Origin of the sequence: Enterobacter sp. SES19, assembly GCF_011765665.1 — a bacterium.
GTDB classification, from domain to species: domain Bacteria; phylum Pseudomonadota; class Gammaproteobacteria; order Enterobacterales; family Enterobacteriaceae; genus Enterobacter; species Enterobacter pseudoroggenkampii.
In genome coordinates this window covers 3,671,810-3,694,269 of sequence record NZ_CP050320.1, presented here as the reverse complement: position 1 = coordinate 3,694,269, position 22,460 = coordinate 3,671,810, and the positions used below count along the sequence as shown (strand labels likewise).

Here is a 22,460-nt window from a genome sequence, read left to right as displayed (position 1 = left end):
GATGACAATCTGTCTTGTTCCCTTGAATCCCGGAAACTGATCCCCATAATAAGCGAAGTTAGCGAGATGAATGCAGAAAAACGCGGAGAAATTCATGAGTAGTAAAGAACAGAAAACGCCTGAGGGGCAAGCCCCTGAAGAAATTATCACGGAACAGCACGATGAAGTTGAGGCTGTAGAGCCAGACGCATCTGCTGAGCAGGTGGACCCGCGCGATGAAAAAATTGCGAATCTGGAAGCCCAACTGGTAGAAGCACAGAATCGCGAACGCGATGGTGTTCTGCGCATCAAGGCGGAGATGGAAAACCTGCGTCGCCGTACCGAGCAGGACGTTGAGAAGGCGCATAAATTTGCGCTGGAGAAATTCGTCAACGAACTGCTGCCGGTGATCGATAGCCTCGATCGTGCGCTGGAAGTGGCTGACAAAGCGAATCCGGACAACGCCGCAATGATCGAAGGTATCGAACTGACGCTGAAATCCATGCTCGACGTGGTGCGTAAGTTTGGCGTGGAAGTGATTGCCGATACCGACGTTCCGCTGGATCCAAACGTTCACCAGGCGATTGCGATGGTGGAGTCCGAAGAGGTGGAAGCCGGTAAAGTACTGGGCGTAATGCAGAAAGGTTACACCCTGAACGGCCGTACCATTCGCGCGGCGATGGTGACCGTGGCGAAAGCGAAAGCGTAATTTAGCCATCCGTAGTGCCGGGTGGCGGCGTTCGCCTTACCCGGCCTACAACCTACTCCGCGATACTTTCGCGCAGGGGTTTAACGGGCAGGACTTTCACCTGCTTAATCATATTGTCCTGCACGTCCAGGATATCAATATCGTACTGCTCAATGCGCACCCGCGTGCCCGCCGCCGGGATCTCTTCCAGCGCTTCCAGAATCATCCCGTTAATGGTGCGAGCCTCATCTTCCGGCAAATGCCAGTTAAAGGCTTTGTTGAGTTCGCGAATGTTCGCGCTGCCGTCAATCAGCACCGATCCGTCGTTTTGCGGGGTAACCTCTTCCGCGAGGGAAGGCGACATTGAGGTGGTAAAGTCCCCGACAATCTCTTCCAGAATATCTTCGACCGTCACCAGCCCCTGAATATCGCCGTACTCATTGACCACCAGGCCAACCTTCTTCTTGTTACGCTGGAATTTCACCAGCTGCGTGCTGAGGGGGGTTCCTTCCGGCACGTAGTAAATTTCGTCGGCGGCGCGCAGCATCACCTCTTTGGTGAACTCTTTTTTCTCGGTCATCAGACGGTAGGCTTCGCGCACGCGCAGCATGCTGATGGCGTCATCCAGCGAGTCGCGATAGAGCACAATGCGCCCGTGCGGGGAGTGCGTCAGCTGGCGAACGATGGCTTTCCAGTCGTCATTGATGTCGATACCGACGATTTCGTTACGCGGCACCATGATGTCGTTCACGCTCACCTTTTCCAGATCCAGCACCGACAGGAGCATGTCCTGATTGCGCCGGGAGATCTGCGAGCGGGATTCATGCACGATGGTGCGAAGCTCTTCTTTGCTGAGCGCGCTGCTGATGGTGACGTCGGCTTTGATTCCCACCATCCGCATCAGGACGCGCGTCACCATGTTCAGCAGCCAGACCAGCGGCATCATCAGGATCAGCAGCGGTGCCAGCAGGAAGCTGCTCGGGTAGGCGACTTTCTCAGGGTAAAGCGCGGCGATGGTTTTCGGCAGCACTTCGGCAAACACCAGCACCACGAACGTCAGCACGCCGGTGGCAATCGCCACCCCGGCGTTGCCGTACAGGCGCATCCCGACGATGGTGCCGAGGGCAGAGGCCAGAATGTTGACGAGGTTGTTGCCGATGAGCACCAGGCTTATCAGGCGATCCGGCTTGCGGAGCAGTTTTTCAACGCGGCGTGCGGCACGGTTACCCTGTTTAGCACGATGCCGTAACCGGTAGCGGTTTAAGGTCATCATGCCGGTTTCCGAGCCGGAGAAATAGGCGGAGATGACCACCATGACGATCAGCGTAACGATCAGCGTGGTGGTAGAGATGTGTTCCAGGGGGAACTCCTTTGTTTCTTAGCCAGCAAATTGCTGTATGAAGCGGCTGCCAAAATAGGCAAGGGTGAGAATGCCCGCACCCGCGACGTTGAACCAGACCACGCGACGACCGCGCCAGCCTTCATGATAATGGCCCCATAACAGGACAATATAGACAAACCACGCGATGATGGAGAGCACCGCTTTATCGATATTCTCCACGCTGAACAGGTTCTTCATGTAAAACAGGCCCGTGCAGAGCGTCAGCGTCAGCAGCACCACGCCCACCTGGGTGATGTGGAACATCTTGCGCTCAATGACCATCAGCGGCGGCATTTCATGGTTAAAGGCCAGCTTTTTGTTTTTCAGCTGATAGTCAATCCATGCGAGCTGCATGGCGTAAAGCGCGGCGATGATCAGCGTCGCGTAGGCAAAGAGCGACAGGCCGATGTGCACCAGCATCCCCGGGGTAGCCTCCAGATGCGTAATAAACTCATTAGGCATAAAGGTGGCGAGGGCCAGATTGATCAGCGCGAAGGTGTAGACAATCGGCAGCAGCAGCCAGCCGCGATTTTTAGACGCGACGATGGTCATCACCGTACAGATCATCAGGCTGACCAGCGAGCCGACGTTGAGGACGCTCAGGTTTTGCACGCTGCCGTCGCCGGGAATGATGCGTGATTCCAGCGCAAAGGCGTGGCTAATCAGTGCGATGACCGCAGAAAGAATAGCCATGCGCCGCCAGCCGCTGTTTTTTTGCAGCAGTCCGGGAACGATCAGCGCGAGGCTGACAGAGTAGGCAACAAGGGCGATCAGTGCGAAAACAGGCATATAGGCATCGACAGTTGTCTTAATAAGAAAGAGAAGCAGTATAACGTTACGTGACGCCTGCTCCAACCGTTGCATAACAACAAAGACGCCTTCATGTTATACTCCGGCAAAATTCTGTGTATGTGTCGCCCATGGCGGCCCAACGTTTCTACTCAGGCGAGAGACAATGTTTGATAATTTAACCGATCGTTTGTCGCGCACGCTGCGCAACATCAGCGGCCGCGGACGCCTTACTGAAGAGAACATCAAGGAAACGCTGCGCGAAGTGCGCATGGCGCTGCTGGAAGCAGACGTCGCGTTGCCGGTTGTTCGCGATTTTATCAACCGCGTAAAAGAGAAGGCGGTTGGTCATGAAGTTAACAAGAGCCTGACCCCGGGTCAGGAGTTCGTCAAAATCGTTCGTAATGAACTGGTTTCGGCGATGGGCGAAGAGAACCAGGTGCTTAACCTGGCGGCTCAGCCACCGGCCGTGGTGCTGATGGCGGGCCTGCAGGGTGCGGGTAAAACCACCAGCGTCGGTAAGCTGGGTAAGTTCCTGCGTGAAAAGCACAAGAAGAAAGTGCTGGTGGTCTCTGCGGACGTCTATCGCCCGGCGGCGATCAAACAGCTGGAAACCCTGGCAGAGCAGGTTGGCGTGGATTTCTTCCCGTCCGACGTGGCGCAGAAGCCTGTCGACATCGTTAACGCCGCGCTGAAAGAGGCGAAGCTGAAATTCTATGACGTGCTGCTGGTGGATACCGCCGGTCGTCTGCACGTCGACGAAGCGATGATGGACGAGATCAAGCAGGTGCATGCCTCTATCAACCCGGTAGAGACCCTGTTCGTTGTCGACGCCATGACCGGTCAGGATGCGGCGAATACCGCGAAAGCGTTTAACGAAGCGCTGCCGTTAACCGGCGTGGTGCTGACCAAAGTGGACGGTGACGCCCGCGGCGGTGCGGCGCTCTCTATTCGTCACATCACCGGTAAGCCGATTAAATTCCTCGGCGTGGGCGAGAAAACCGAAGCGCTGGAGCCGTTCCACCCGGACCGTATTGCCTCCCGTATTCTCGGCATGGGCGACGTACTGTCGCTGATCGAAGATATCGAGAGCAAGGTTGACCGCGCGCAGGCCGAGAAGCTGGCCAGCAAGCTGAAAAAAGGTGACGGTTTCGATCTCACCGACTTCCTTGAGCAACTGCGTCAGATGAAAAACATGGGCGGCATGGCCAGCCTGATGGGCAAACTGCCGGGCATGGGCCAGATCCCTGACAACGTGAAAGCGCAGATGGATGACAAGGTGCTGGTGCGTATGGAGGCGATCATCAACTCGATGACCCTCAAAGAACGCGCAAACCCGGATATCATCAAAGGTTCCCGTAAACGCCGTATCGCAGCCGGTTGCGGCATGCAGGTGCAGGACGTTAACCGCCTTCTGAAACAGTTCGACGACATGCAGCGCATGATGAAGAAAATGAAGAAAGGCGGCATGGCGAAGATGATGCGCGGCATGAAAGGGATGATGCCTCCCGGTTTTCCAGGGCGTTAATCGCTTTTGAGATTGCTTTTTGCCCGAAAATGAGTAAAATTTTCGGGCTTTTAATATGACACCCGGGCTCCGTTCCTCGATGGGGCCCGGTTGTTTTATTCACACAAGAGGATGTTATGGTAACTATTCGTTTAGCACGTCACGGCGCTAAAAAGCGTCCGTTCTACCAGGTTGTTGTGACTGACAGCCGTAATGCACGCAACGGTCGCTTCATCGAGCGCGTTGGTTTCTTCAACCCACTGGCCGCTGGCGCAGAAGAAGAAACTCGTCTGGATCTGGATCGTATCGCTCACTGGGTTGGCCAGGGCGCTACTGTTTCCGATCGCGTTGCTACGCTGATCAAAGCAGCAAACAAAGCAGCTTAATCTGTCACGGTGGTCATGATGAGCAATAAAGTACCTGTTGAACCGATCGTATTGGGAAAAATGGGTTCTTGCTACGGTATCCGTGGTTGGCTCAGAGTGTTTTCCTCCACTGAAGACGCTGATAGCATTTTTGATTACCAGCCCTGGTTTATCCAGAAAGGCGGTAAGTGGGAAGAGGTCGAGCTGGAAAGCTGGCGTCACCACAATCAGGACATCATCATCAAGCTGAAAGGCGTTGACGATCGTGATGCCGCGAATGCGCTGACTAATTGTGAAATTGTCGTGGATTCGTCGCAGTTGCCACAGCTGGAAGAGGGCGACTACTACTGGAAAGACCTTATGGGTTGCCAGGTAGTCACTACCGAAGGCTACAGCCTGGGGAAAGTCATCGATATGATGGAAACCGGGTCGAATGACGTTCTCGTCATTAAGGCAAACCTGAAAGATGCATTTGGCATCAAGGAGCGGTTGGTCCCGTTCCTCGATGGACAGGTTATCAAGAAAGTCGATCTCACTACTCAAACCATTGAAGTAGATTGGGATCCTGGTTTTTAAATTCTCCGGATAAACGGTAAAAGACGGCGCTATGTGGATTGGCATAATTAGCCTGTTTCCTGAAATGTTCCGCGCGATTACCGATTACGGGGTAACTGGCCGGGCAGTAAAGAATGGCCTGCTGAGCATCCAGAGCTGGAGTCCTCGTGACTTTACTCATGACCGGCACCGTACCGTGGACGATCGTCCTTACGGCGGCGGACCGGGGATGCTAATGATGGTGCAACCCTTACGGGACGCCATTCACACAGCAAAAGCCGCGGCAGGTGAAGGCGCAAAGGTGATTTATCTGTCACCTCAGGGACGCAAGCTTGATCAAGCGGGCGTGAGCGAACTGGCGACGAATCAAAAGCTGATTCTGGTCTGTGGGCGCTACGAAGGGATAGATGAGCGCGTAATCCAAACCGAGATTGACGAAGAATGGTCTATCGGTGATTACGTTCTCAGCGGTGGTGAGTTACCGGCAATGACGCTGATTGACTCCGTCGCCCGGTTCATTCCGGGGGTTCTGGGCCATGAAGCTTCGGCAACGGAAGATTCCTTTGCCGATGGGTTGCTGGACTGTCCACACTATACTCGTCCTGAAGTGTTAGAAGGGATGGAAGTACCGGCAGTGTTACTGTCTGGAAACCATGCCGAGATACGTCGCTGGCGTTTGAAGCAGTCGCTGGGCCGAACCTGGCTTAGAAGACCTGAACTTCTGGAAAACCTGGCTCTGACTGAAGAGCAAGCAAAGTTGCTGGCCGAGTTCAAAACTGAACACGCGCAACAGCAGCATGAACATGATGGGAATGCGTAATACGCTCCCGAATATCAGTTTACCCAGGATAAGAGATTAAATTATGAGCAACATTATTAAGCAACTTGAACAAGAGCAGATGAAGCAGGACGTACCTTCCTTCCGTCCAGGTGACACCGTGGAAGTGAAAGTATGGGTTGTTGAAGGTTCCAAAAAACGTCTGCAGGCATTCGAGGGCGTGGTTATCGCTATTCGTAACCGCGGTCTGCACTCTGCATTCACTGTTCGTAAAATTTCCAACGGCGAAGGCGTTGAGCGTGTCTTCCAGACTCACTCTCCGGTAGTTGACAGCATTGCTGTTAAACGTCGTGGTGCTGTACGTAAAGCTAAACTGTACTACCTGCGTGAGCGTACTGGTAAGTCTGCTCGTATTAAAGAGCGTCTGAACTAAGATTCGCTTAAGCGACATCCTGTTAGAAAGGGCTGGCCGAAAGGCTGGCCCTTTTTTTATCCCATCGCACCTCTCGCGTTAACCCTTTTGTCATAAATCATTTACAATGCTTGCCTCTTGAATGGAGGGGAAGTGGATAACGTACTGCATCAGCCTGACCGGAAACGCGCAGCGGCATTGACCGCGCTGTTCGCGATCCTGCTGATCGTGGTAGCACCGCTTATCTCCGTCTCGTTGCAGAAAGATCCCATGAGCGCCATGCCGGGCATGCATCATGACATGAGCATGATGTCGATGGACGAGCATCACGGCGATATGCCGCACACGATGCCTGTCGACCATGCTGAAGCGTGCGGTTACTGCGTGCTGTTAGCGCATGTCCCTGGCGTGATGCTGGCGCTCATCATCCTGCTCAGCGTGGTGCTGCAGAGGCTTCGCGTTAAGCCGCCGCGTCAGGCGGTCAACCACTGGCACTTCTTCCCCTGGCTTTACCCTGATACCCGCGCGCCGCCGCGACAGTCTGCTTTTTCCCTTTAAAAACAAAATCGATAACTTTTTGCCTTAAAAAGGAAAAGTATGACTACTTGCACTCCGCGCGCGGCATGGGGAAACCTGCTGCGTCGCCTCCATTTCTACGTCGGGCTGTTTGTCGGCCCGTTTATCTTCTTCGCCGCGCTGACCGGGACGCTATATGTGGCGACCCCGCAGCTGGAAAACGCACTCTACCGGCACGCGCTCCACGCGGATTCCGTGGGCGAGCCGCAGCCTCTGGCAGAACAAATCGCCGCGGCGGAAAAAACCGTTGGATCAGATTTACGTTTGCACGCCGTGCGTCCGGGGCTGGTTGAGGGCGAAACCACCCGCGTGATGTTCGCTGACCCGAAACTTGGGCCATCGGAGAACCGGGCTATCTTTATCGATCCGGTGAGCCTGGCGGTGCTGGGAGATCTGACGGTATACGGCACCAGCGGGATTTTACCCCTGCGTCAGACCATTGATTACCTGCATACTTCTCTGATGCTGGGCGACATTGGGCGCCTTTACAGCGAGCTTGCGGCCTCGTGGATGTGGGTTGCCGCGCTGGGCGGTGTTGCCCTGTGGTTTTATACCCGACCCAAACGGCGGATCAACAATCGCTTCCAGAACCGGCGTCGGGTGCACGTGACGCTGGGCTGGGTTCTGCTGGGTGGAATGCTGCTGTTCTCCGCAACCGGCCTGACCTGGTCCCAGTGGGCTGGCGAGAACGTGGATAAGCTGCGGGCAGAGATGAACTGGCTCACCCCGCAGGTGAACACGACGCTATCCGGCCAACATGAGGTTATGGATGAACATGCCGAACACCGTGGTCATCACGGCGGGATGATGATGCCGGAAATGGCGATGGATTTGACGCAGTTTGACGGAGTGTTAAGCGCGGCGCGTAAAGCGGGGATTGATGCCAACAGGCTGGAGATCCGCCCGGCGAAAACGATGGATCGTGCCTGGACCGTGACGGAAATCGATCGCAGCTGGCCGACCCAGGTCGATGCCGTTGCGGTTGATCCTTCTACGATGCAGGTTCTGGACAGAACCCGATTCGAGGATTTCCCGCTAATGGCAAAACTGACCCGCTGGGGCGTGGATTTCCATATGGGGATCTTATTTGGGCTGGTAAATCAGCTGCTGCTCGTGGCGTTTGGTCTTTCCCTGTGCGTGCTCATTATCTGGGGATACCGGATGTGGTGGATCCGTCGTCCGGCGCAATCGGCAGTGAGTCCGGTACAAACGCTTTGTCAGAGCTGGCTGGCGCTGTCAGGATGGGGAAGAGGCGTTGCGGTAGTAACCAGCGTACTGTTGGGGCTGGCCCTGCCGGTCATGGGCGCGAGTCTGGCGCTGTTTGTTCTGGTGGACTGGCTGCGCTGGCGAGCGGCAACCAGGGTGACGCTCGCCGAATCATCCGCTAAATAACCCTATGGCGTGCTGATAACCACTGCGACGCGGCGGTTTTCAGCGCGCCCTTGTGGGGTACTGTTACTCGCAACCGGGTATTTTTGACCTAATCCCCGCGTGGTGAGATTGCTGCGAGGGATATTTGCACCCTTAGCCCAGGCTTCGGCCACCGCATTGGCGCGTTTTAACGACAGCGCTTCGTTGTAGCTTTCTTCCCCGTAGTTATCCGTGTGACCGTCCATTCGCGCGTGGTTCAGCCCGGTTTCCGCCAGGCGAGAGGCCATGGACTGGATCTGTGTTTCACTCTCCGGGCGCAGCCTGGCGTCATTTTTATCAAACAGGATGGTGTCCGATATGCCAAGTGACCAGTCACCGTTCAGTTCGTTAAAACCGTAAGACTTCATCGCCGCAATTTGCTCAGGAGTGAATTTGCCTTCCGGCGGCGACTGACAGCCTGCCAGAATCAGTGAGGCCAGTACTATCGGCGCGAAGTAACGTTTTAACATAGAATTTCCTTTCTAACTTATTGTTTTCGTACGCTGGTTTTTAACCTGGTACATGTTGCGGTCAGCCCTCTCCAGTAATGCTTCCACGGAAGCATTTTCCCACGCCAGAGCAAAGCCAATGCTGAGTGACATCGATGCTTTTTGTCCGTTATGAAGATCAAACGGACGGATAAATTGCTGCGAAAGCGCAGCACAAATGTGTTGAACCTCAAGCTCAGAGTGCACGCCGTACAGCACCATGGCGAATTCGTCACCGCCAAGCCGGTATGCCTGGTGACGTTTGTCGCCAAACTCCATCATCCTGCTGGCGACTTCAATCAGCACGCAGTCTCCTGCCGCGTGTCCCCAAGTGTCGTTAATAAACTTAAAATTATCACCGTCGAGGAAGAGCAGGGCCGAGTTTGTTTTGGCTGAAGGGTCGTTCATTAAGGCTGCAATGCTGTTACGAAATGCCGCACGGTTGGCAAGACCGGTAAGCGGGTCGTGCATGGCGGTACGCAACAGCTGGGCGTTTTTCGCCTGCAGCTTGAGCTGCCACTCTTCCATTTCATCCAGAAGACTGTTGAAGTCCTCGCCAAACTGGTGAAATTCTTCGATACGGCCATCTTTCACCCGGCGGGAGAAGTTGCGGTTCGTACGTACGTCATGCACGACGTCGGTAATGTTCTGCAGGGCCGTAACCATCCCACGATGCAAAGACTGGGTAATGATGAACGCGACGACGGCGGCAAAGAGAATGCAGCCGGTCAGAACGGCAAACGACATCCAGATGAAATGGCTGATCAGACTGTCACGCGCGGTAAGGCGGATTTCGCCGATCGTTAAGCCGTTATGCATGATGGGCTGCGCAACCGGTACGGGGAAAAGCCAGCGGCTGACCAGTGCACCCAGCGTGTCGTTGTTATCCTCCGGGTTCCAGGACCAATAGGCGAACCGCTTTTTATGCGCGTTAATCACCTCGGCCACGGCAAACTGCCCCTGTTTGCCCAGGGCGGCAAGCGTTTCGCTGGCCGCCAGCGAGTCGTTGAAAACCAGCGAGGCTTCCAGGCTGTGGCTCATTGTGGCGCCGGTTAATTCGAGATTCTTTTGCGCGTATTGTTTTAAGGTTACGACGGAGGCAAAACAGAGCAACAGCCATATTAACGTCATGGTGATAATGACGCTTATCATGCTGTTTCGCCTCAATGTTCTTTTAAACGTCGGACGTGATGTTGAAGTGAAATCTTTATCCATGCTGCTTATTCCGTGCCAGCATTAATACATCCGGATTGACTCTTACGCCACTGCGCGTCAATGCATCCAGGTTGACGGAAAACCGTACCTGGCCGCGATCGATCATCAGGCAAAAGGCACTGCCAATTACACATTCCGGATTTTGCTCTGAGATTAATAGCAACGCTCTGCCCTGATATTGACTTATTAATTCAAGTTGTTTTGCCGGTGATTCAGATCCGAAATAAATCGCATCGCACGTCGCGGCCAGGGCTTCCCGATCGTTACGTACAATAACGGGGGTATAAGGTAACTCGTTGTGCCCTTCGTCGCCGCTGAGGGCATGCGTATAGTGAGAAGTGGCGTAGACGCAGAGTTTAGGTTGCCCGGTAAGTGACGGCCATCGCGTATAGCTCACAATGCCTGAGACAATTGAGCGTACCGATTTATCCGTTTCCGTAAGTGCGCCTGCCGTCGTTGGGCCCACCATAAGGAACAGCATTAACACCAGAGTGAGTCGGAATAAAGAGATCAAGAATGAATTTCTCACCAGAATCCGCCACATCGCTCCGGAAATAGACGTCCTTAAGAGTTGCGGGCAGAATACCATTGTTTATCAGATCCGTCATTATGTCAGAAATAGCATGAGGCCAACCTAAGCTAAATCCTACTGTTGTGTATTTTCCGGTGGATAAAAACAGACTTAATTGAGTCTGCTGGAGCGCATACTTTCATCCATCCCTTTCTGCCATGATGCACGCAGTGTTGCCGCGTTTTCGGCAGTATCGCAGCTGGCAGGGAAAGATTTCCCTGCTAATCCCCAGGCATGGATAAATCCTTCTTCGCAGACTTTCTTCTGACCATCGGCATAGCCGCGAAGATATTCACTACGATCAACGTGCGTGTCGTTAAAACTATCGGCCAGGGCCTGGTTATCTTTAACCGGCAGGCCATTCATGGCGTCTTCTTTACCGGCATCAAACCAGGATGGGCTGGTCCAGTCGGGCTGGAAGGTGTAAGGATTGATCTGACAGCCCGTTAAAAACAGCGACAACAGCGCGAGAGCAATTGAACGCATAGCCATTCTCCTTTTTTCTTCAGCATAGCCTGGCTAAAGAAAACCTGTATGTAATTTAAAGTTTACGTTTTTATCGGCTGATTTTTGCAATAAATTGGCTTATGTAAACTAATGTGTACGTATTTTGGATTGAAATGTTTACTTTTTATGGTATCGTGGTTTCACCTCTTTGAGGAAAACAACTATCGCAAACGAGCTTTACAGGATCGCCATCATGCAAAAAGACGCGCTGAACAACGTACATATCACTGACGAACAGGTTTTAATTACTCCGGATCAACTGAAAGCAGAATTTCCGCTGAGCGTCGCGCAGGAGGCTCAGATTGAGCACTCGCGTCAGACCATTTCTGACATTATCGCCGGCCGCGATCCGCGCCTGCTGGTGGTATGCGGTCCTTGCTCCATTCACGATCCTGAAACCGCCATTGAGTACGCTCGTCGATTTAAAACATTAGCGGAGGAGGTCAGCGATAGCCTCTATCTGGTGATGCGCGTCTATTTTGAGAAGCCACGTACTACCGTCGGCTGGAAAGGGTTGATTAACGATCCGCACATGGATGGCTCGTTTGATGTGGAAGCAGGCCTGAAGATTGCGCGTCGCCTGCTGGTGGAGCTGGTCAGCATGGGGCTGCCGCTGGCAACCGAAGCGCTGGATCCTAATAGTCCTCAATACCTGGGCGATCTGTTCAGCTGGTCCGCGATTGGCGCGCGTACCACGGAATCGCAAACCCACCGCGAGATGGCGTCGGGCCTGTCGATGCCGGTTGGTTTTAAAAACGGTACCGATGGCAGCCTGGCGACGGCGATCAACGCCATGCGTGCTGCAGCTATGCCGCACCGTTTTGTCGGTATCAACCAGGCGGGCCAGGTATGCCTCCTGCAAACGCAGGGCAACCCGGACGGCCATGTGATCCTGCGCGGCGGGAAAGCCCCGAACTACAGCCCGGCGGACGTGGCGCAGTGTGAAAAAGAGATGGAGCAGGCGGGACTGCGCCCGGCACTGATGGTAGATTGCAGTCATGGTAATTCGAATAAAGATTACCGTCGCCAGCCAGCGGTTGCGGAATCCGTGGTCGCACAGATCAAAGATGGCAATCGTTCGATTATCGGTCTGATGATTGAGAGCAATATTCATGAAGGCAATCAGTCATCTGAACAACCGCGCAGTGCCATGAAGCACGGCGTCTCCGTGACGGATGCCTGCATCAGTTGGGAGACGACCGATGCGCTGCTGCGTGAGATCCACAAAGATTTGAACGGCCAGCTGGCGACGCGTCTGGCTTAAGAGGTTTAGTTATGGTTGCTGAATTGACCGCACTGCGCGATCAAATTGATGAAGTGGATAAGGCGCTGCTGGATCTGCTGGCGCGCCGCATGGCGCTGGTTGCCGAAGTCGGTGAGGTGAAAAGCAAATACGGCCTGCCGATTTACGTCCCGGAGCGCGAGGCCTCCATGCTGGCCTCCCGTCGCAAAGAGGCGCAGGCGCTGGGCGTTTCGCCGGACCTGATAGAAGATGTTCTGCGTCGCGTGATGCGGGAGTCCTATTCCAGCGAAAACGACAAGGGTTTTAAAACTCTCTGCCCGTCCCTGCGTCCGGTGGTGATTGTCGGTGGTGCAGGGCAGATGGGGCGTCTGTTTGAAAAAATGCTGACGCTGTCTGGCTATCAGGTGCGCATTCTGGAAAAAGAGGACTGGGCGCAGGCACCGGAACTCATGAAAGATGCCGGGATGGTTATCGTCAGCGTGCCGATCCACGTGACGGAGCAGATCATCGAAAAGCTGCCTCCTTTGCCGAAAGATTGCATCCTGGTGGATCTGGCCTCTGTCAAAAATGGTCCGCTACAGGCCATGCTGGCTGCACATACCGGCCCGGTGCTGGGTCTGCACCCGATGTTTGGCCCGGACAGCGGCAGCCTGGCTAAGCAGGTGGTGGTTTACTGCGACGGTCGTCAGCCGGAAGCCTACCAGTGGTTCCTGGAACAGATTCAGGTATGGGGTGCGCGACTGCACCGCATCAGCGCGGTCGAGCACGATCAGAACATGGCGTTCATTCAGGCGCTGCGCCACTTTGCGACGTTTGCCTACGGTCTGCATCTGGCGGAAGAGAACGTGCAGCTTGAACAGCTGCTGGCACTCTCTTCACCGATCTATCGTCTGGAGCTGGCGATGGTCGGCCGCCTGTTCGCGCAGGATCCGCAGCTTTACGCGGACATTATTATGTCCTCCGAGAACAACCTTGCGCTCATTAAGCGCTACTATCAGCGCTTTGGGGAAGCCATTACGCTGCTGGAGCACGGAGACAAGCAGGCGTTTATCGACAGCTTCCGCAAGGTCGAGCACTGGTTTGGCGATTACGCGCAGCGCTTCCAGAGTGAGAGCCGGACGCTGTTGCGCCAGGCAAATGACAGTCGCCAGTAATGCGATGATGTATATACTGAAAGCCAGCATCGCTGGCTTTTTTCATTTTGGGGAACTGTCATGGCCGAACCGCAGCTGCTGTTGAATTACACCGGGCATTTGCCTGAATGCCCGACGTGGAGCGCCGACGAGCACGCGCTCTACTGGGCCGATATTCTGGAAGGAGAGATCCACCGCTACCATCTGCCGACGGCGGAACACACCGTGCTTTCTTTTCACGAGGAGGTGGGCTGTTTCGCGCTGCGCGAGCGCGGCGGGTTTATCGTCGCCATGCGCAATGGCATCTGGCTTGCCGATAAGCATGGCCTTCTGCAGCGCAAGGTGTGCGATAACCCCTCTAACCCGCAGCTGGCGCGTTTTAACGATGGGGGCACCGACCATCAGGGCCGGTTCTATGCGGGCACGTTCTGGGGACCGGGAGATTACAACGGCGCCCTGCTGATGCGCATCGACAACGACCTGACGCCGAAGGTGATCCAGTGCGATATTCACGGTCACAATGGCTTAGCGTTTAGCCCGGATAAGCAGTGGATGTTTACCTCAGACACGCCAAACGGTGTGATCTACCGTACCCCGCTTGATGAGCAGGGCGAACCCGGCAGGCGTGAGGTGTTTCGTCAGTTTAAAGGGGGTGAAGGAATTCCGGACGGCGCGGCGATGGACGTGGAAGGCTGCTACTGGAGCGCGCTGTTTGACGGCTGGCGGATTGCGCGTTTTTCACCGCAAGGGGAGCAACTGGAAGAATACCGCATGCCGGTACGTTGCCCGACGATGCTCTGCTTTGGCGGCGATGACATGAAAACGCTGTTTATTACCACCACGCGGGAAAATATGGATGCAGAAGAGGTGGCGAAGTATCCGCTCTCCGGCGCCATCTTCACCCTGCCGGTTAACGTGGCAGGGATGAAGAAAAGCCGCTTTATCGAACGTTAGCTCGGATCGACCGGCACGACGTTTTCGCTCGGGTAGCAGCCCAGCACCTTCATGGAACGTGTGATCTCGCCTAGCTCGCGCAGGGCTTTCTGCATGGAAGCAGACTCGAGGTTGGCCTGGATATCGAGGTAGAACATCTCTTCCCACGGGTTACCGTGGATTGGGCGCGATTCCAGCCGGGTCATGATCAGGTTGTGATTACGCAGTACCAGCAGGGCTTCAACCAGCGCACCGGCCTGCTGGCCGGTAGCCATCAGCAGCGTGGTTTTGGCCGGTACCTGGTCAGACACATTGATTGCCTTGCGGGCCAGCACCACGAAGCGGGTAATGTTTTGCGTCTGGTTTGCCAGGTTGCGTTCCAGCACCTGTAACCCATACAGCGCGCCGCCCGCTTCGCTGCCGAGCGCAGCGACGGTGGGGGAGTTCGCCTGCGCCACTTTTTCCATCGCCGCCGAGGTGCTCTCGGTGTACTCAATTTTCCAGTTCGGATAGCGGTTCAGGAACTGGCTGCACTGCTGGAACGGCTGCGGATGACTGTAGACCGTTTCGATCGTGTTCAGGTCCGTTGAGCCGGAGACCAGCACGCAGTGATCGATAGGGATCGTCAGCTCGCCGACCAGCGACAGGCTGGTGTGCTGCAGCAAGTCGTAGACGTCGTTGATGGCGCCGGAGCTGGTGTTTTCAATCGGCACCACGGCGTAATCCGCCTGGCCGGTTTCGACCTGGTTAAAAATGTCGGCAAACTTCGCACAGCCGCTCTCAATAAACTCTTCGAAATGGCGTGCGGCATACTGACGTGCGGCCAGGTGAGAATAGGAGCCCTTGGGCCCGAGGAAGGCGATACGCGCAGAGTGTGGATTGGTTTTATTGAGATGCTGCTGGAGTAGCGCTTGCTGGGTCAGAACGGAGTCTTCGATGATGAGCTGGAACAACCGGGTAATGTAGTGGGCATCGAGGTGATGCGCTTTGCCGAGCTGGATCAGACGCTCCAGCAGATCCCGCTCGCGGTCGATATCACGAACCGGGCGATGGGAGTCCAGTTTGGCTTTGCCCACTTCAACGGCAAGAGTACGGCGTTCGGCCAGCAGCGCCAGCAGTTTCTCATCCAGCGCGCTGATTTTTACTCGCAGATCCAGTAACGGGTTTTCCGGTGTCATAGTGTTGCCTGTCTCATTTTATCGTTATCAATAAAAAAGGCCCCCCGGTGTGGGAGGCCTTGTTGTTCGTCTTCGCATTCTTTATCACACGACGAAACGCCTCCCGTTCAGGGGAAGGTAAAAAAGAATGCGAAGAAGAACGGCGTAAGTTTCATAAAGTCATCCTGTGAGTGATACCGTTAAAGTACCCGTACTGTTTTCACCCTGTCAATAAAAAACAAAAAACGCGCCCGAAGGCGCGTTGGCGGTACACTCAATTTAAAGGATTACTCTTCTTCAACTTCTTCCGCGAAGCTGGCGTCTTTCACCGATGTTGCGGCGCGACGGGCTTCACCTTTGTGTTGCACTTTATTGAGCTGCCGTTCCAGCTTGTTGATCAAATCGTTAATAGCGGTGTACATATCCTCGTGTTTTGCGCTGGCGACCAGATGGCCGTTTGGAGTATTGATAGTTGCGTCAGCGATGAAACCCTGCGGCTCCTTGGACAGGATGATATGTGGATTAATCAAATGTGTTTGCCATTTATCCAGTTTGGCGAGACGGTCTGCGACGTGCTGGCGAATTGCCGGAGTAATTTCCATTTGTTTACTGGTAATGTTCATTGTCATAAATTTTACCTCTTGTCTTTCCGTCTTGGTGATTCCAGCATACCCGACCTAATGTCAAAATGTGTGATTTAGATCACGTTATTTTGTCGGTTTTTGTCAGGGAATCTTTTTTGTGAGGCAGGGCAGGAAGAGGTGAGATTTACCTTGTAGAAGGCATAAATTGGGGCCATAGTTGACAGGATGTGTTGAGGCTAACGCGCTTCAGCGACGCTCAGAAACGAATAAAAAAACGGCAGCCTTCGGGCTGCCGTTTTGCATTGAGGCAAAATCAGGTGTTGCTGCTGTTCGCGGCGATGATTTTCGCCACTTTTTCAGCCTGAGCGGTCATCTGCATCTGACGGTAAGCATTTTCCATCAGCTTCAGGCCGTCGCGCGTTGCCTGAGTATCCGGGTAATCACGCAGCATACCTTCTACGCGGTTAACCACGGCAACCCATGCGCCACGGCGGGTATAGTATTCCGCCACGGAGTATTCATATTTCGCCAGACGATCTTTCAGGAACACCAGACGTTTGGTGGCGTCGGTCACGTACTGGCTGTTCGGATAGCCGCGCACCAGCTTGGAGAAGTCATTGAAGGCATCACGCGCATGCTGCGGGTCACGGTCGGAACGATCCACGCCGAAGAAGCCCTGCAGCGCACTGTCGTCCAGCGCCATGTTGGTGAGGCCGCGCATGTACATCACGTAGTCGATGTTAGGATGAGTCGGGTTCAGACGCATGAAACGATCGATGGTTGCCTGAGCCAGCGGCAGATCGGCATTTTTATAGTATGCGTAGATGAGATCTAACTGTACCTGCTGCGAATACGGACCAAATGGATAGCGATTATCCAACGCTTCCAGTTGCGTTATCGCCTGTTTCCAGTTACCGTCCTGCAACTTTTGTTGTGCAGTCGCATAGATTTCATTCGGCGGATTGTCAGGGACCTGTTCATTTGAACCGGAGCAGCCCACCAAAGCCAGGCTCAACGTGGCCGCTGCCACCAGATATTTCATGCGCGTCATGACGTTTTGACTTTCCTCAAATGTTTGTCCGGGAGAAACTCTGTTCCTGCTCCCGATTAAGACCAGCTACAATAGCACACTATATTAAACGGCAAAGCCGTAAAACCCAACGTTAAACGAAGAAGCAGTTTATGGCACAACGAGTAGAACTCACCGCAACAGTCTCCGAAAATCAGCTCGGTCAACGCTTAGATCAGGCTTTGGCCGAATTGTTCCCTGATTATTCGCGTTCACGCATAAAAGAATGGATCCTTGACCAGCGCGTGATGGTAAACGGCAAGATCTGGGACAAACCAAAAGAGAAGGTGTTAGGTGGGGAAGCTGTCGCCATCAATGCTGAAATCGAAGAGGAAATCCGCTTCGAGCCGCAGGAAATCCCACTGGACATCGTCTATGAAGATGATGACATTCTGGTGATCAACAAGCCGCGCGACCTGGTTGTTCATCCGGGCGCGGGGAACCCTGACGGTACGGTACTTAACGCACTTCTCCATTACTATCCACCGATCGCGGATGTCCCGCGCGCGGGCATCGTGCACCGTCTGGATAAAGACACCACGGGTTTGATGGTGGTGGCGAAGACCGTTCCTGCTCAGACACGTCTGGTGGAGTCGCTGCAGCTGCGCGAAATCACCCGTGAGTATGAAGCGGTAGCCATTGGGCATATGACCTCTGGCGGAACGGTGGAGGAGCCTATCAGCCGTCACCCAACCAAGCGTACCCATATGTCGGTGCATCCGATGGGTAAACCGGCGGTGACGCACTATCGCATTATGGAACACTTCCGTATTCATACGCGCCTGCGTCTGCGTCTGGAAACCGGGCGTACTCACCAGATCCGTGTGCATATGGCCCACATTACCCATCCGCTGGTGGGCGATCAGGTCTACGGTGGCCGTCCGCGTCCGCCTAAAGGCGCATCGGATGAGTTCATCAGCGTATTGCGTAAATTCGATCGTCAGGCGCTGCACGCGACGATGCTGCGTCTTTACCATCCTATCACCGGCATTCAGATGGAGTGGCATGCGCCTATCCCTCAGGATATGGTGGATCTTATTGACGCCATGCGTGCTGATTTCGAAGAACATAAGGACCAAGTGGACTGGTTATGACCAAACTGATTGTCCCGGAGTGGCCATTGCCTGCTGGCGTGGCTGCCTGCAGTTCAACCCGCACTGGCGGTGTTAGCCAGGGCGCGTGGGAGTCATTGAACCTCGGTGCGCACTGTGGTGACAACCTGGAACACGTGGAAGAGAACCGCAGGCGTCTGTTTGCTGCGGGGAACTTGCCGTCGAAGCCAGTCTGGCTGGAACAGGTTCACGGCAAGGCGGTGCTGAAGTTGACGGGAGAACCCTATGCTTCTAAACGCGCTGATGCCTCTTACAGCAATACTCCGGGAACCGTTTGTGCCGTAATGACCGCCGATTGTCTGCCAGTGCTGTTCTGCAACCGTGCAGGTACCGAGGTGGCTGCAGCACACGCGGGCTGGCGTGGACTGTGTGAAGGCGTGCTGGAAGAAACCGTCGCCTGTTTTAAGGATGAGCCCGCCAATATTATGGCCTGGCTTGGCCCGGCCATTGGTCCTCGCGCTTTTGAAGTGGGCCCAGAGGTCCGCGACGCCTTTATGGATAAAGATCCGCAAGCGGTGGACGCCTTCCTGCCTTCTGGAGATAAATATCTGGCCGATATTTACCAGCTTGCGCGTCAGCGTTTGAATAACGTGGGCGTAACGCAGATCTCCGGCGGCGATCGCTGCACATTCACCGAAAAGGGTGATTTTTTCTCTTATCGCCGCGACAAGACCACTGGTCGTATGGCAAGTTTTATTTGGCTGATATAACCTAAAGAATCAAGACGATCCGGTACGTGCCGTTTTCTTTTCACATAATTCAGGTCATTAACCTTGAATAATTGAGGGATGACCTCATTTAATCTCCAGTAGCAAATTTGACCTGTTATGGGAGGAGTTATGCGTCTGGATCGTCTTACTAATAAATTCCAGCTTGCTCTCGCCGATGCCCAGTCCCTCGCACTGGGGCACGACAACCAATTTATCGAACCTCTTCATTTAATGAGCGCCTTGCTGAATCAGGAAGGGGGATCGGTACGTCCTTTATTAACGTCCGCTGGCATTAATGCTGGCCAGTTACGCACCGCTATCGATCAGGCGCTGAGCCGTTTGCCGCAGGTCGAAGGGACCGGCGGCGACGTTCAGCCGTCGCAGGATCTGGTGCGCGTGCTGAACCTTTGCGACAAGCTGGCGCAAAAACGTGGGGACAACTTTATTTCGTCAGAGCTATTTGTTCTGGCGGCGCTTGAATCACGCGGTACCTTGACCGACCTGCTGAAATCTGCCGGTGCGACCACCGCCAATGTGACTCAGGCGATTGAGAAAATGCGCGGAGGTGAAAGCGTGAACGATCAGGGAGCCGAAGACCAACGTCAGGCTTTGAAGAAATTTACGGTCGATCTGACCGAGCGTGCTGAACAGGGCAAACTTGACCCGGTTATCGGCCGTGATGAAGAAATCCGCCGTACCATTCAGGTACTGCAGCGTCGTACCAAGAACAACCCGGTGCTGATTGGTGAACCGGGTGTCGGTAAAACCGCCATTGTTGAAGGGCTGGCGCAGCGTATCGTCAACGGTGAAGTGCCGGAAGGCCTGAAGGGCCGCCGCGTGCTGGCGCTGGACATGGGCGCGCTGGTGGCCGGTGCGAAATACCGCGGCGAGTTCGAAGAGCGCCTGAAAGGCGTGCTTAACGACCTGGCGAAGCAGGAAGGCAACGTCATTCTGTTTATCGATGAACTGCACACCATGGTCGGCGCGGGTAAAGCAGACGGCGCGATGGATGCCGGGAATATGCTGAAACCTGCGCTGGCGCGCGGTGAGCTTCACTGCGTCGGTGCCACTACGCTGGACGAATATCGTCAGTACATTGAGAAAGATGCTGCTCTTGAGCGTCGTTTCCAGAAAGTGTTTGTTGCTGAACCAAGCGTTGAAGATACCATCGCGATCCTGCGTGGTCTGAAAGAGCGCTATGAACTGCACCACCACGTGCAGATCACTGACCCGGCCATCGTTGCGGCGGCGACGCTTTCGCATCGTTATATTGCTGACCGTCAGTTGCCGGATAAAGCGATCGACCTGATTGATGAAGCGGCGTCGAGCATTCGTATGCAAATTGACTCGAAGCCGGAAGAGCTGGACCGACTCGACCGACGCATCATTCAGCTCAAGCTGGAACAGCAGGCGCTGAAGAAAGAGTCTGATGAAGCCAGTAAGAAACGCCTCGATATGCTCAATGAAGAACTGGACGATAAAGAGCGCCAGTATTCTGAGCTGGAAGAAGAGTGGAAAGCCGAGAAAGCATCCCTTTCCGGCACGCAGACCATCAAAGCTGAACTCGAACAGGCAAAAATTGCCATTGAGCAGGCTCGCCGTGTCGGCGATTTGGCGCGGATGTCTGAACTGCAGTACGGCAAAATTCCTGAGCTGGAAAAACAGCTTGAGATAGCGACGCAGTCAGAAGGGAAAACGATGCGTCTGTTACGTAATAAGGTGACGGATGCAGAAATCGCGGAAGTGCTTGCTCGCTGGACCGGTATTCCGGTGGCGCGCATGCTGGAAGGCGAGCGTGAAAAACTGCTGCGCATGGAGAACGATCTCCACAATCGTGTGATTGGTCAGAACGAAGCGGTTGAAGCGGTATCGAACGCTATTCGCCGTAGCCGTGCGGGGCTTTCCGATCCTAATCGTCCTATCGGTTCGTTCCTGTTCCTGGGGCCGACCGGTGTCGGTAAAACCGAGCTGTGTAAAGCGCTGGCTAACTTTATGTTCGACAGCGACGATGCGATGGTGCGTATCGACATGTCCGAGTTTATGGAGAAACACTCCGTCTCGCGTCTGGTCGGTGCGCCTCCGGGATATGTCGGTTATGAAGAAGGCGGTTACCTGACGGAAGCGGTTCGCCGTCGTCCTTATTCCGTCATCCTGCTGGATGAAGTGGAAAAAGCACACCCGGATGTGTTCAACATCCTGTTGCAGGTGCTGGATGATGGGCGTCTGACCGACGGGCAGGGGAGAACGGTCGACTTCCGTAATACGGTTGTCATTATGACCTCGAACCTGGGTTCTGATTTGATTCAGGAACGTTTCGGTGAACTGGACTACAGCCATATGAAGGATCTGGTGCTCGGTGTGGTGAGCCATAACTTCCGTCCGGAGTTCATCAACCGTATTGATGAAGTGGTGGTATTCCATCCTCTGGGTGAGAAACACATTGCGTCGATTGCGCAGATCCAGCTGCAGCGTCTGTACAAACGTCTGGAAGAACGTGGATATGAAATTCACATCTCCGACGAGGCGCTGAAGCTGCTGAGCGAGAATGGTTACGATCCGGTTTACGGTGCGCGTCCATTGAAACGTGCTATCCAGCAGCAGATCGAAAACCCACTGGCGCAGCAGATCCTCTCCGGAGAGTTGATTCCAGGCAAAGTTATTCGTCTGGAAGCCAACGACGATCGCATTGTGGCAGTGCAGTAAGTCACAAAACGCAAAAACGAGCCGCTTGCGGCTCGTTTTTGTTTAAAAACCAGGCGAAAATTGAGGTCTGGAGTCGGTTTTGCCTGGAAAGTGAGCAGTCAGTAAATAAATTTCACTTTATCCTTGCAGGTTCGGAATTACTCCCTATAATGCGCCTCCACTGACACGGAACAACGGCACGCACGCCGCCGGGTCAGCAGAGAATAGCGAAAATAAACGCTTGACTCTGAAGCGGGAAAGCGTAATATGCACACCCCGCGCCGCAGCGAAAAGCGAAGCGGCACTGCTCTTTAACAATTTATCAGACAATCTGTGTGGGCACTCAAAGTGACATGGATTCTTAATGTCTTCGGACAATAAATGAATACCAAGTCTCTGAGTGAACATACGTAATTCATTACGAAGTTTAATTCACGAGCATCAAACTTAAATTGAAGAGTTTGATCATGGCTCAGATTGAACGCTGGCGGCAGGCCTAACACATGCAAGTCGAGCGGTAGCACAGAGAGCTTGCTCTCGGGTGACGAGCGGCGGACGGGTGAGTAATGTCTGGGAAACTGCCTGATGGAGGGGGATAACTACTGGAAACGGTAGC

At 54.3% G+C, this 22,460-nt stretch carries 24 protein-coding genes and 1 other annotated feature; of the genes, 14 read left to right on the top strand and 10 right to left on the bottom strand.

Annotated features, from left to right (window positions below; all coding sequences use genetic code 11):
• Positions 1 to 94 precede the first annotated feature (94 nt).
• Positions 95 to 688 carry a nucleotide exchange factor GrpE gene (gene grpE, locus GXP72_RS17515; protein ID WP_023308880.1) on the top strand — a complete coding sequence of 198 codons (594 nt, stop codon included), beginning with the start codon at positions 95 to 97 and terminating at the stop codon, positions 686 to 688.
• Positions 689 to 740: 52 nt separating this feature from the next.
• On the opposite strand, the gene GXP72_RS17510 is transcribed toward grpE, so the two are convergent.
• Positions 741 to 2,027 carry an HlyC/CorC family transporter gene (locus tag GXP72_RS17510; protein ID WP_032640969.1) on the bottom strand — a complete coding sequence of 429 codons (1,287 nt, stop codon included), beginning with the start codon at positions 2,025 to 2,027 and terminating at the stop codon, positions 741 to 743.
• Positions 2,028 to 2,045: 18 nt separating this feature from the next.
• Entirely contained in the window at positions 2,046 to 2,837 is a 792-nt protein-coding gene (locus GXP72_RS17505; protein ID WP_014884879.1) for an inner membrane protein YpjD, read from the bottom strand.
• A gap of 166 nt (positions 2,838 to 3,003) precedes the next feature.
• Between GXP72_RS17505 and ffh the strand changes: the two genes are divergently transcribed.
• The 7 genes from ffh (at position 3,004) to GXP72_RS17470 (ending at position 8,422) form a co-directional block, all read left to right on the top strand.
• On the top strand, positions 3,004 to 4,365 hold the full coding sequence (gene ffh, locus GXP72_RS17500; RefSeq protein ID WP_014884878.1) for a signal recognition particle protein: 1,362 nt from the start codon (positions 3,004 to 3,006) through the stop codon (positions 4,363 to 4,365).
• 116 nt (positions 4,366 to 4,481) lie between these two features.
• Complete coding sequence (gene rpsP / locus GXP72_RS17495) at positions 4,482 to 4,730, top strand: 30S ribosomal protein S16 (RefSeq protein WP_003863133.1); 249 nt, start codon at positions 4,482 to 4,484, stop codon at positions 4,728 to 4,730.
• 15 nt (positions 4,731 to 4,745) lie between these two features.
• Complete coding sequence (gene rimM, locus GXP72_RS17490) at positions 4,746 to 5,285, top strand: ribosome maturation factor RimM (RefSeq protein WP_032645319.1); 540 nt, start codon at positions 4,746 to 4,748, stop codon at positions 5,283 to 5,285.
• A gap of 31 nt (positions 5,286 to 5,316) precedes the next feature.
• Positions 5,317 to 6,084, top strand: coding sequence for a tRNA (guanosine(37)-N1)-methyltransferase TrmD (trmD, locus tag GXP72_RS17485; RefSeq protein WP_008502493.1), 768 nt, complete (start codon positions 5,317 to 5,319; stop codon positions 6,082 to 6,084).
• A gap of 43 nt (positions 6,085 to 6,127) precedes the next feature.
• The gene (rplS, locus tag GXP72_RS17480) at positions 6,128 to 6,475 is read left to right on the top strand and encodes a 50S ribosomal protein L19 (RefSeq protein WP_002914145.1); all 348 of its coding nucleotides are present in this window, start codon (positions 6,128 to 6,130) and stop codon (positions 6,473 to 6,475) included.
• A 132-nt stretch (positions 6,476 to 6,607) separates the two neighbouring features.
• Complete coding sequence (locus tag GXP72_RS17475; RefSeq protein ID WP_024908337.1) at positions 6,608 to 7,012, top strand: DUF2946 domain-containing protein; 405 nt, start codon at positions 6,608 to 6,610, stop codon at positions 7,010 to 7,012.
• Positions 7,013 to 7,051: 39 nt separating this feature from the next.
• Positions 7,052 to 8,422 carry a PepSY-associated TM helix domain-containing protein gene (locus GXP72_RS17470; RefSeq protein WP_208763182.1) on the top strand — a complete coding sequence of 457 codons (1,371 nt, stop codon included), beginning with the start codon at positions 7,052 to 7,054 and terminating at the stop codon, positions 8,420 to 8,422.
• 2 nt (positions 8,423 to 8,424) lie between these two features.
• Here GXP72_RS17470 and GXP72_RS17465 read toward each other — a convergent pair whose 3' ends face one another.
• The 4 genes from GXP72_RS17465 to GXP72_RS17450 all read right to left on the bottom strand — a co-directional run bounded on the left by GXP72_RS17465 (position 8,425) and on the right by GXP72_RS17450 (position 11,200).
• Entirely contained in the window at positions 8,425 to 8,910 is a 486-nt protein-coding gene (locus GXP72_RS17465) for an OmpA family protein (RefSeq protein WP_024908339.1), read from the bottom strand.
• A 12-nt stretch (positions 8,911 to 8,922) separates the two neighbouring features.
• Complete coding sequence (dgcN, locus tag GXP72_RS17460; protein WP_024908340.1) at positions 8,923 to 10,143, bottom strand: diguanylate cyclase DgcN; 1,221 nt, start codon at positions 10,141 to 10,143, stop codon at positions 8,923 to 8,925.
• Positions 10,136 to 10,687: a YfiR family protein gene (locus tag GXP72_RS17455; protein WP_244319927.1), complete on the bottom strand. Its 552-nt coding sequence runs from the start codon at positions 10,685 to 10,687 to the stop codon at positions 10,136 to 10,138. Before GXP72_RS17455 ends, dgcN begins: the two co-directional genes overlap by 8 nt.
• Positions 10,688 to 10,825: 138 nt before the next feature.
• The gene (locus GXP72_RS17450; RefSeq protein ID WP_024908342.1) at positions 10,826 to 11,200 is read right to left on the bottom strand and encodes a DUF2799 domain-containing protein; all 375 of its coding nucleotides are present in this window, start codon (positions 11,198 to 11,200) and stop codon (positions 10,826 to 10,828) included.
• A 214-nt stretch (positions 11,201 to 11,414) separates the two neighbouring features.
• Between GXP72_RS17450 and aroF the strand changes: the two genes are divergently transcribed.
• The 3 genes from aroF to GXP72_RS17435 are packed head-to-tail and all read left to right on the top strand — an operon-like array spanning position 11,415 to position 14,551.
• The gene (gene aroF, locus GXP72_RS17445; RefSeq protein WP_024908343.1) at positions 11,415 to 12,485 is read left to right on the top strand and encodes a 3-deoxy-7-phosphoheptulonate synthase AroF; all 1,071 of its coding nucleotides are present in this window, start codon (positions 11,415 to 11,417) and stop codon (positions 12,483 to 12,485) included.
• Positions 12,486 to 12,496: 11 nt separating this feature from the next.
• Positions 12,497 to 13,618, top strand: coding sequence for a bifunctional chorismate mutase/prephenate dehydrogenase (gene tyrA, locus GXP72_RS17440; RefSeq protein WP_024908344.1), 1,122 nt, complete (start codon positions 12,497 to 12,499; stop codon positions 13,616 to 13,618).
• Between the two features lie 60 nt (positions 13,619 to 13,678).
• A complete protein-coding gene (locus GXP72_RS17435; RefSeq protein WP_208763181.1) occupies positions 13,679 to 14,551 on the top strand; it encodes an SMP-30/gluconolactonase/LRE family protein in 873 nt (290 codons plus the stop codon).
• On the opposite strand, the gene pheA is transcribed toward GXP72_RS17435, so the two are convergent.
• The 4 genes from pheA to bamD all read right to left on the bottom strand — a co-directional run bounded on the left by pheA (position 14,548) and on the right by bamD (position 17,322).
• Positions 14,548 to 15,708 (bottom strand): bifunctional chorismate mutase/prephenate dehydratase, encoded by a 1,161-nt coding sequence (pheA, locus tag GXP72_RS17430; RefSeq protein ID WP_208763180.1) that lies wholly within the window; start codon positions 15,706 to 15,708, stop codon positions 14,548 to 14,550. The two genes, GXP72_RS17435 and pheA, sit on opposite strands and share 4 nt — an antisense overlap.
• Before the next feature lie 30 nt (positions 15,709 to 15,738).
• Positions 15,739 to 15,864: a sequence feature (Phe leader region), on the bottom strand.
• Entirely contained in the window at positions 15,816 to 15,863 is a 48-nt protein-coding gene (gene pheL / locus GXP72_RS17425) for a pheA operon leader peptide PheL (RefSeq protein WP_100249759.1), read from the bottom strand. It overlaps the preceding feature by 48 nt.
• 110 nt (positions 15,865 to 15,974) lie before the next feature.
• A complete protein-coding gene (raiA, locus tag GXP72_RS17420) occupies positions 15,975 to 16,316 on the bottom strand; it encodes a ribosome-associated translation inhibitor RaiA (RefSeq protein ID WP_003863162.1) in 342 nt (113 codons plus the stop codon).
• Positions 16,317 to 16,584: 268 nt separating this feature from the next.
• Positions 16,585 to 17,322, bottom strand: a complete 738-nt coding sequence (gene bamD / locus GXP72_RS17415) for an outer membrane protein assembly factor BamD (protein ID WP_023308867.1) — start codon at positions 17,320 to 17,322, stop codon at positions 16,585 to 16,587.
• A 131-nt stretch (positions 17,323 to 17,453) separates the two neighbouring features.
• Between bamD and rluD the strand changes: the two genes are divergently transcribed.
• The 3 genes from rluD to clpB all read left to right on the top strand — a co-directional run bounded on the left by rluD (position 17,454) and on the right by clpB (position 21,865).
• Positions 17,454 to 18,434: a 23S rRNA pseudouridine(1911/1915/1917) synthase RluD gene (gene rluD, locus GXP72_RS17410; protein WP_208763179.1), complete on the top strand. Its 981-nt coding sequence runs from the start codon at positions 17,454 to 17,456 to the stop codon at positions 18,432 to 18,434.
• Positions 18,431 to 19,162, top strand: coding sequence for a purine nucleoside phosphorylase YfiH (yfiH, locus tag GXP72_RS17405; protein ID WP_090418264.1), 732 nt, complete (start codon positions 18,431 to 18,433; stop codon positions 19,160 to 19,162). Before rluD ends, yfiH begins: the two co-directional genes overlap by 4 nt.
• A 129-nt stretch (positions 19,163 to 19,291) precedes the next feature.
• Positions 19,292 to 21,865 (top strand): ATP-dependent chaperone ClpB, encoded by a 2,574-nt coding sequence (gene clpB / locus GXP72_RS17400; protein WP_032646889.1) that lies wholly within the window; start codon positions 19,292 to 19,294, stop codon positions 21,863 to 21,865.
• Positions 21,866 to 22,460: the final 595 nt, after the last annotated feature.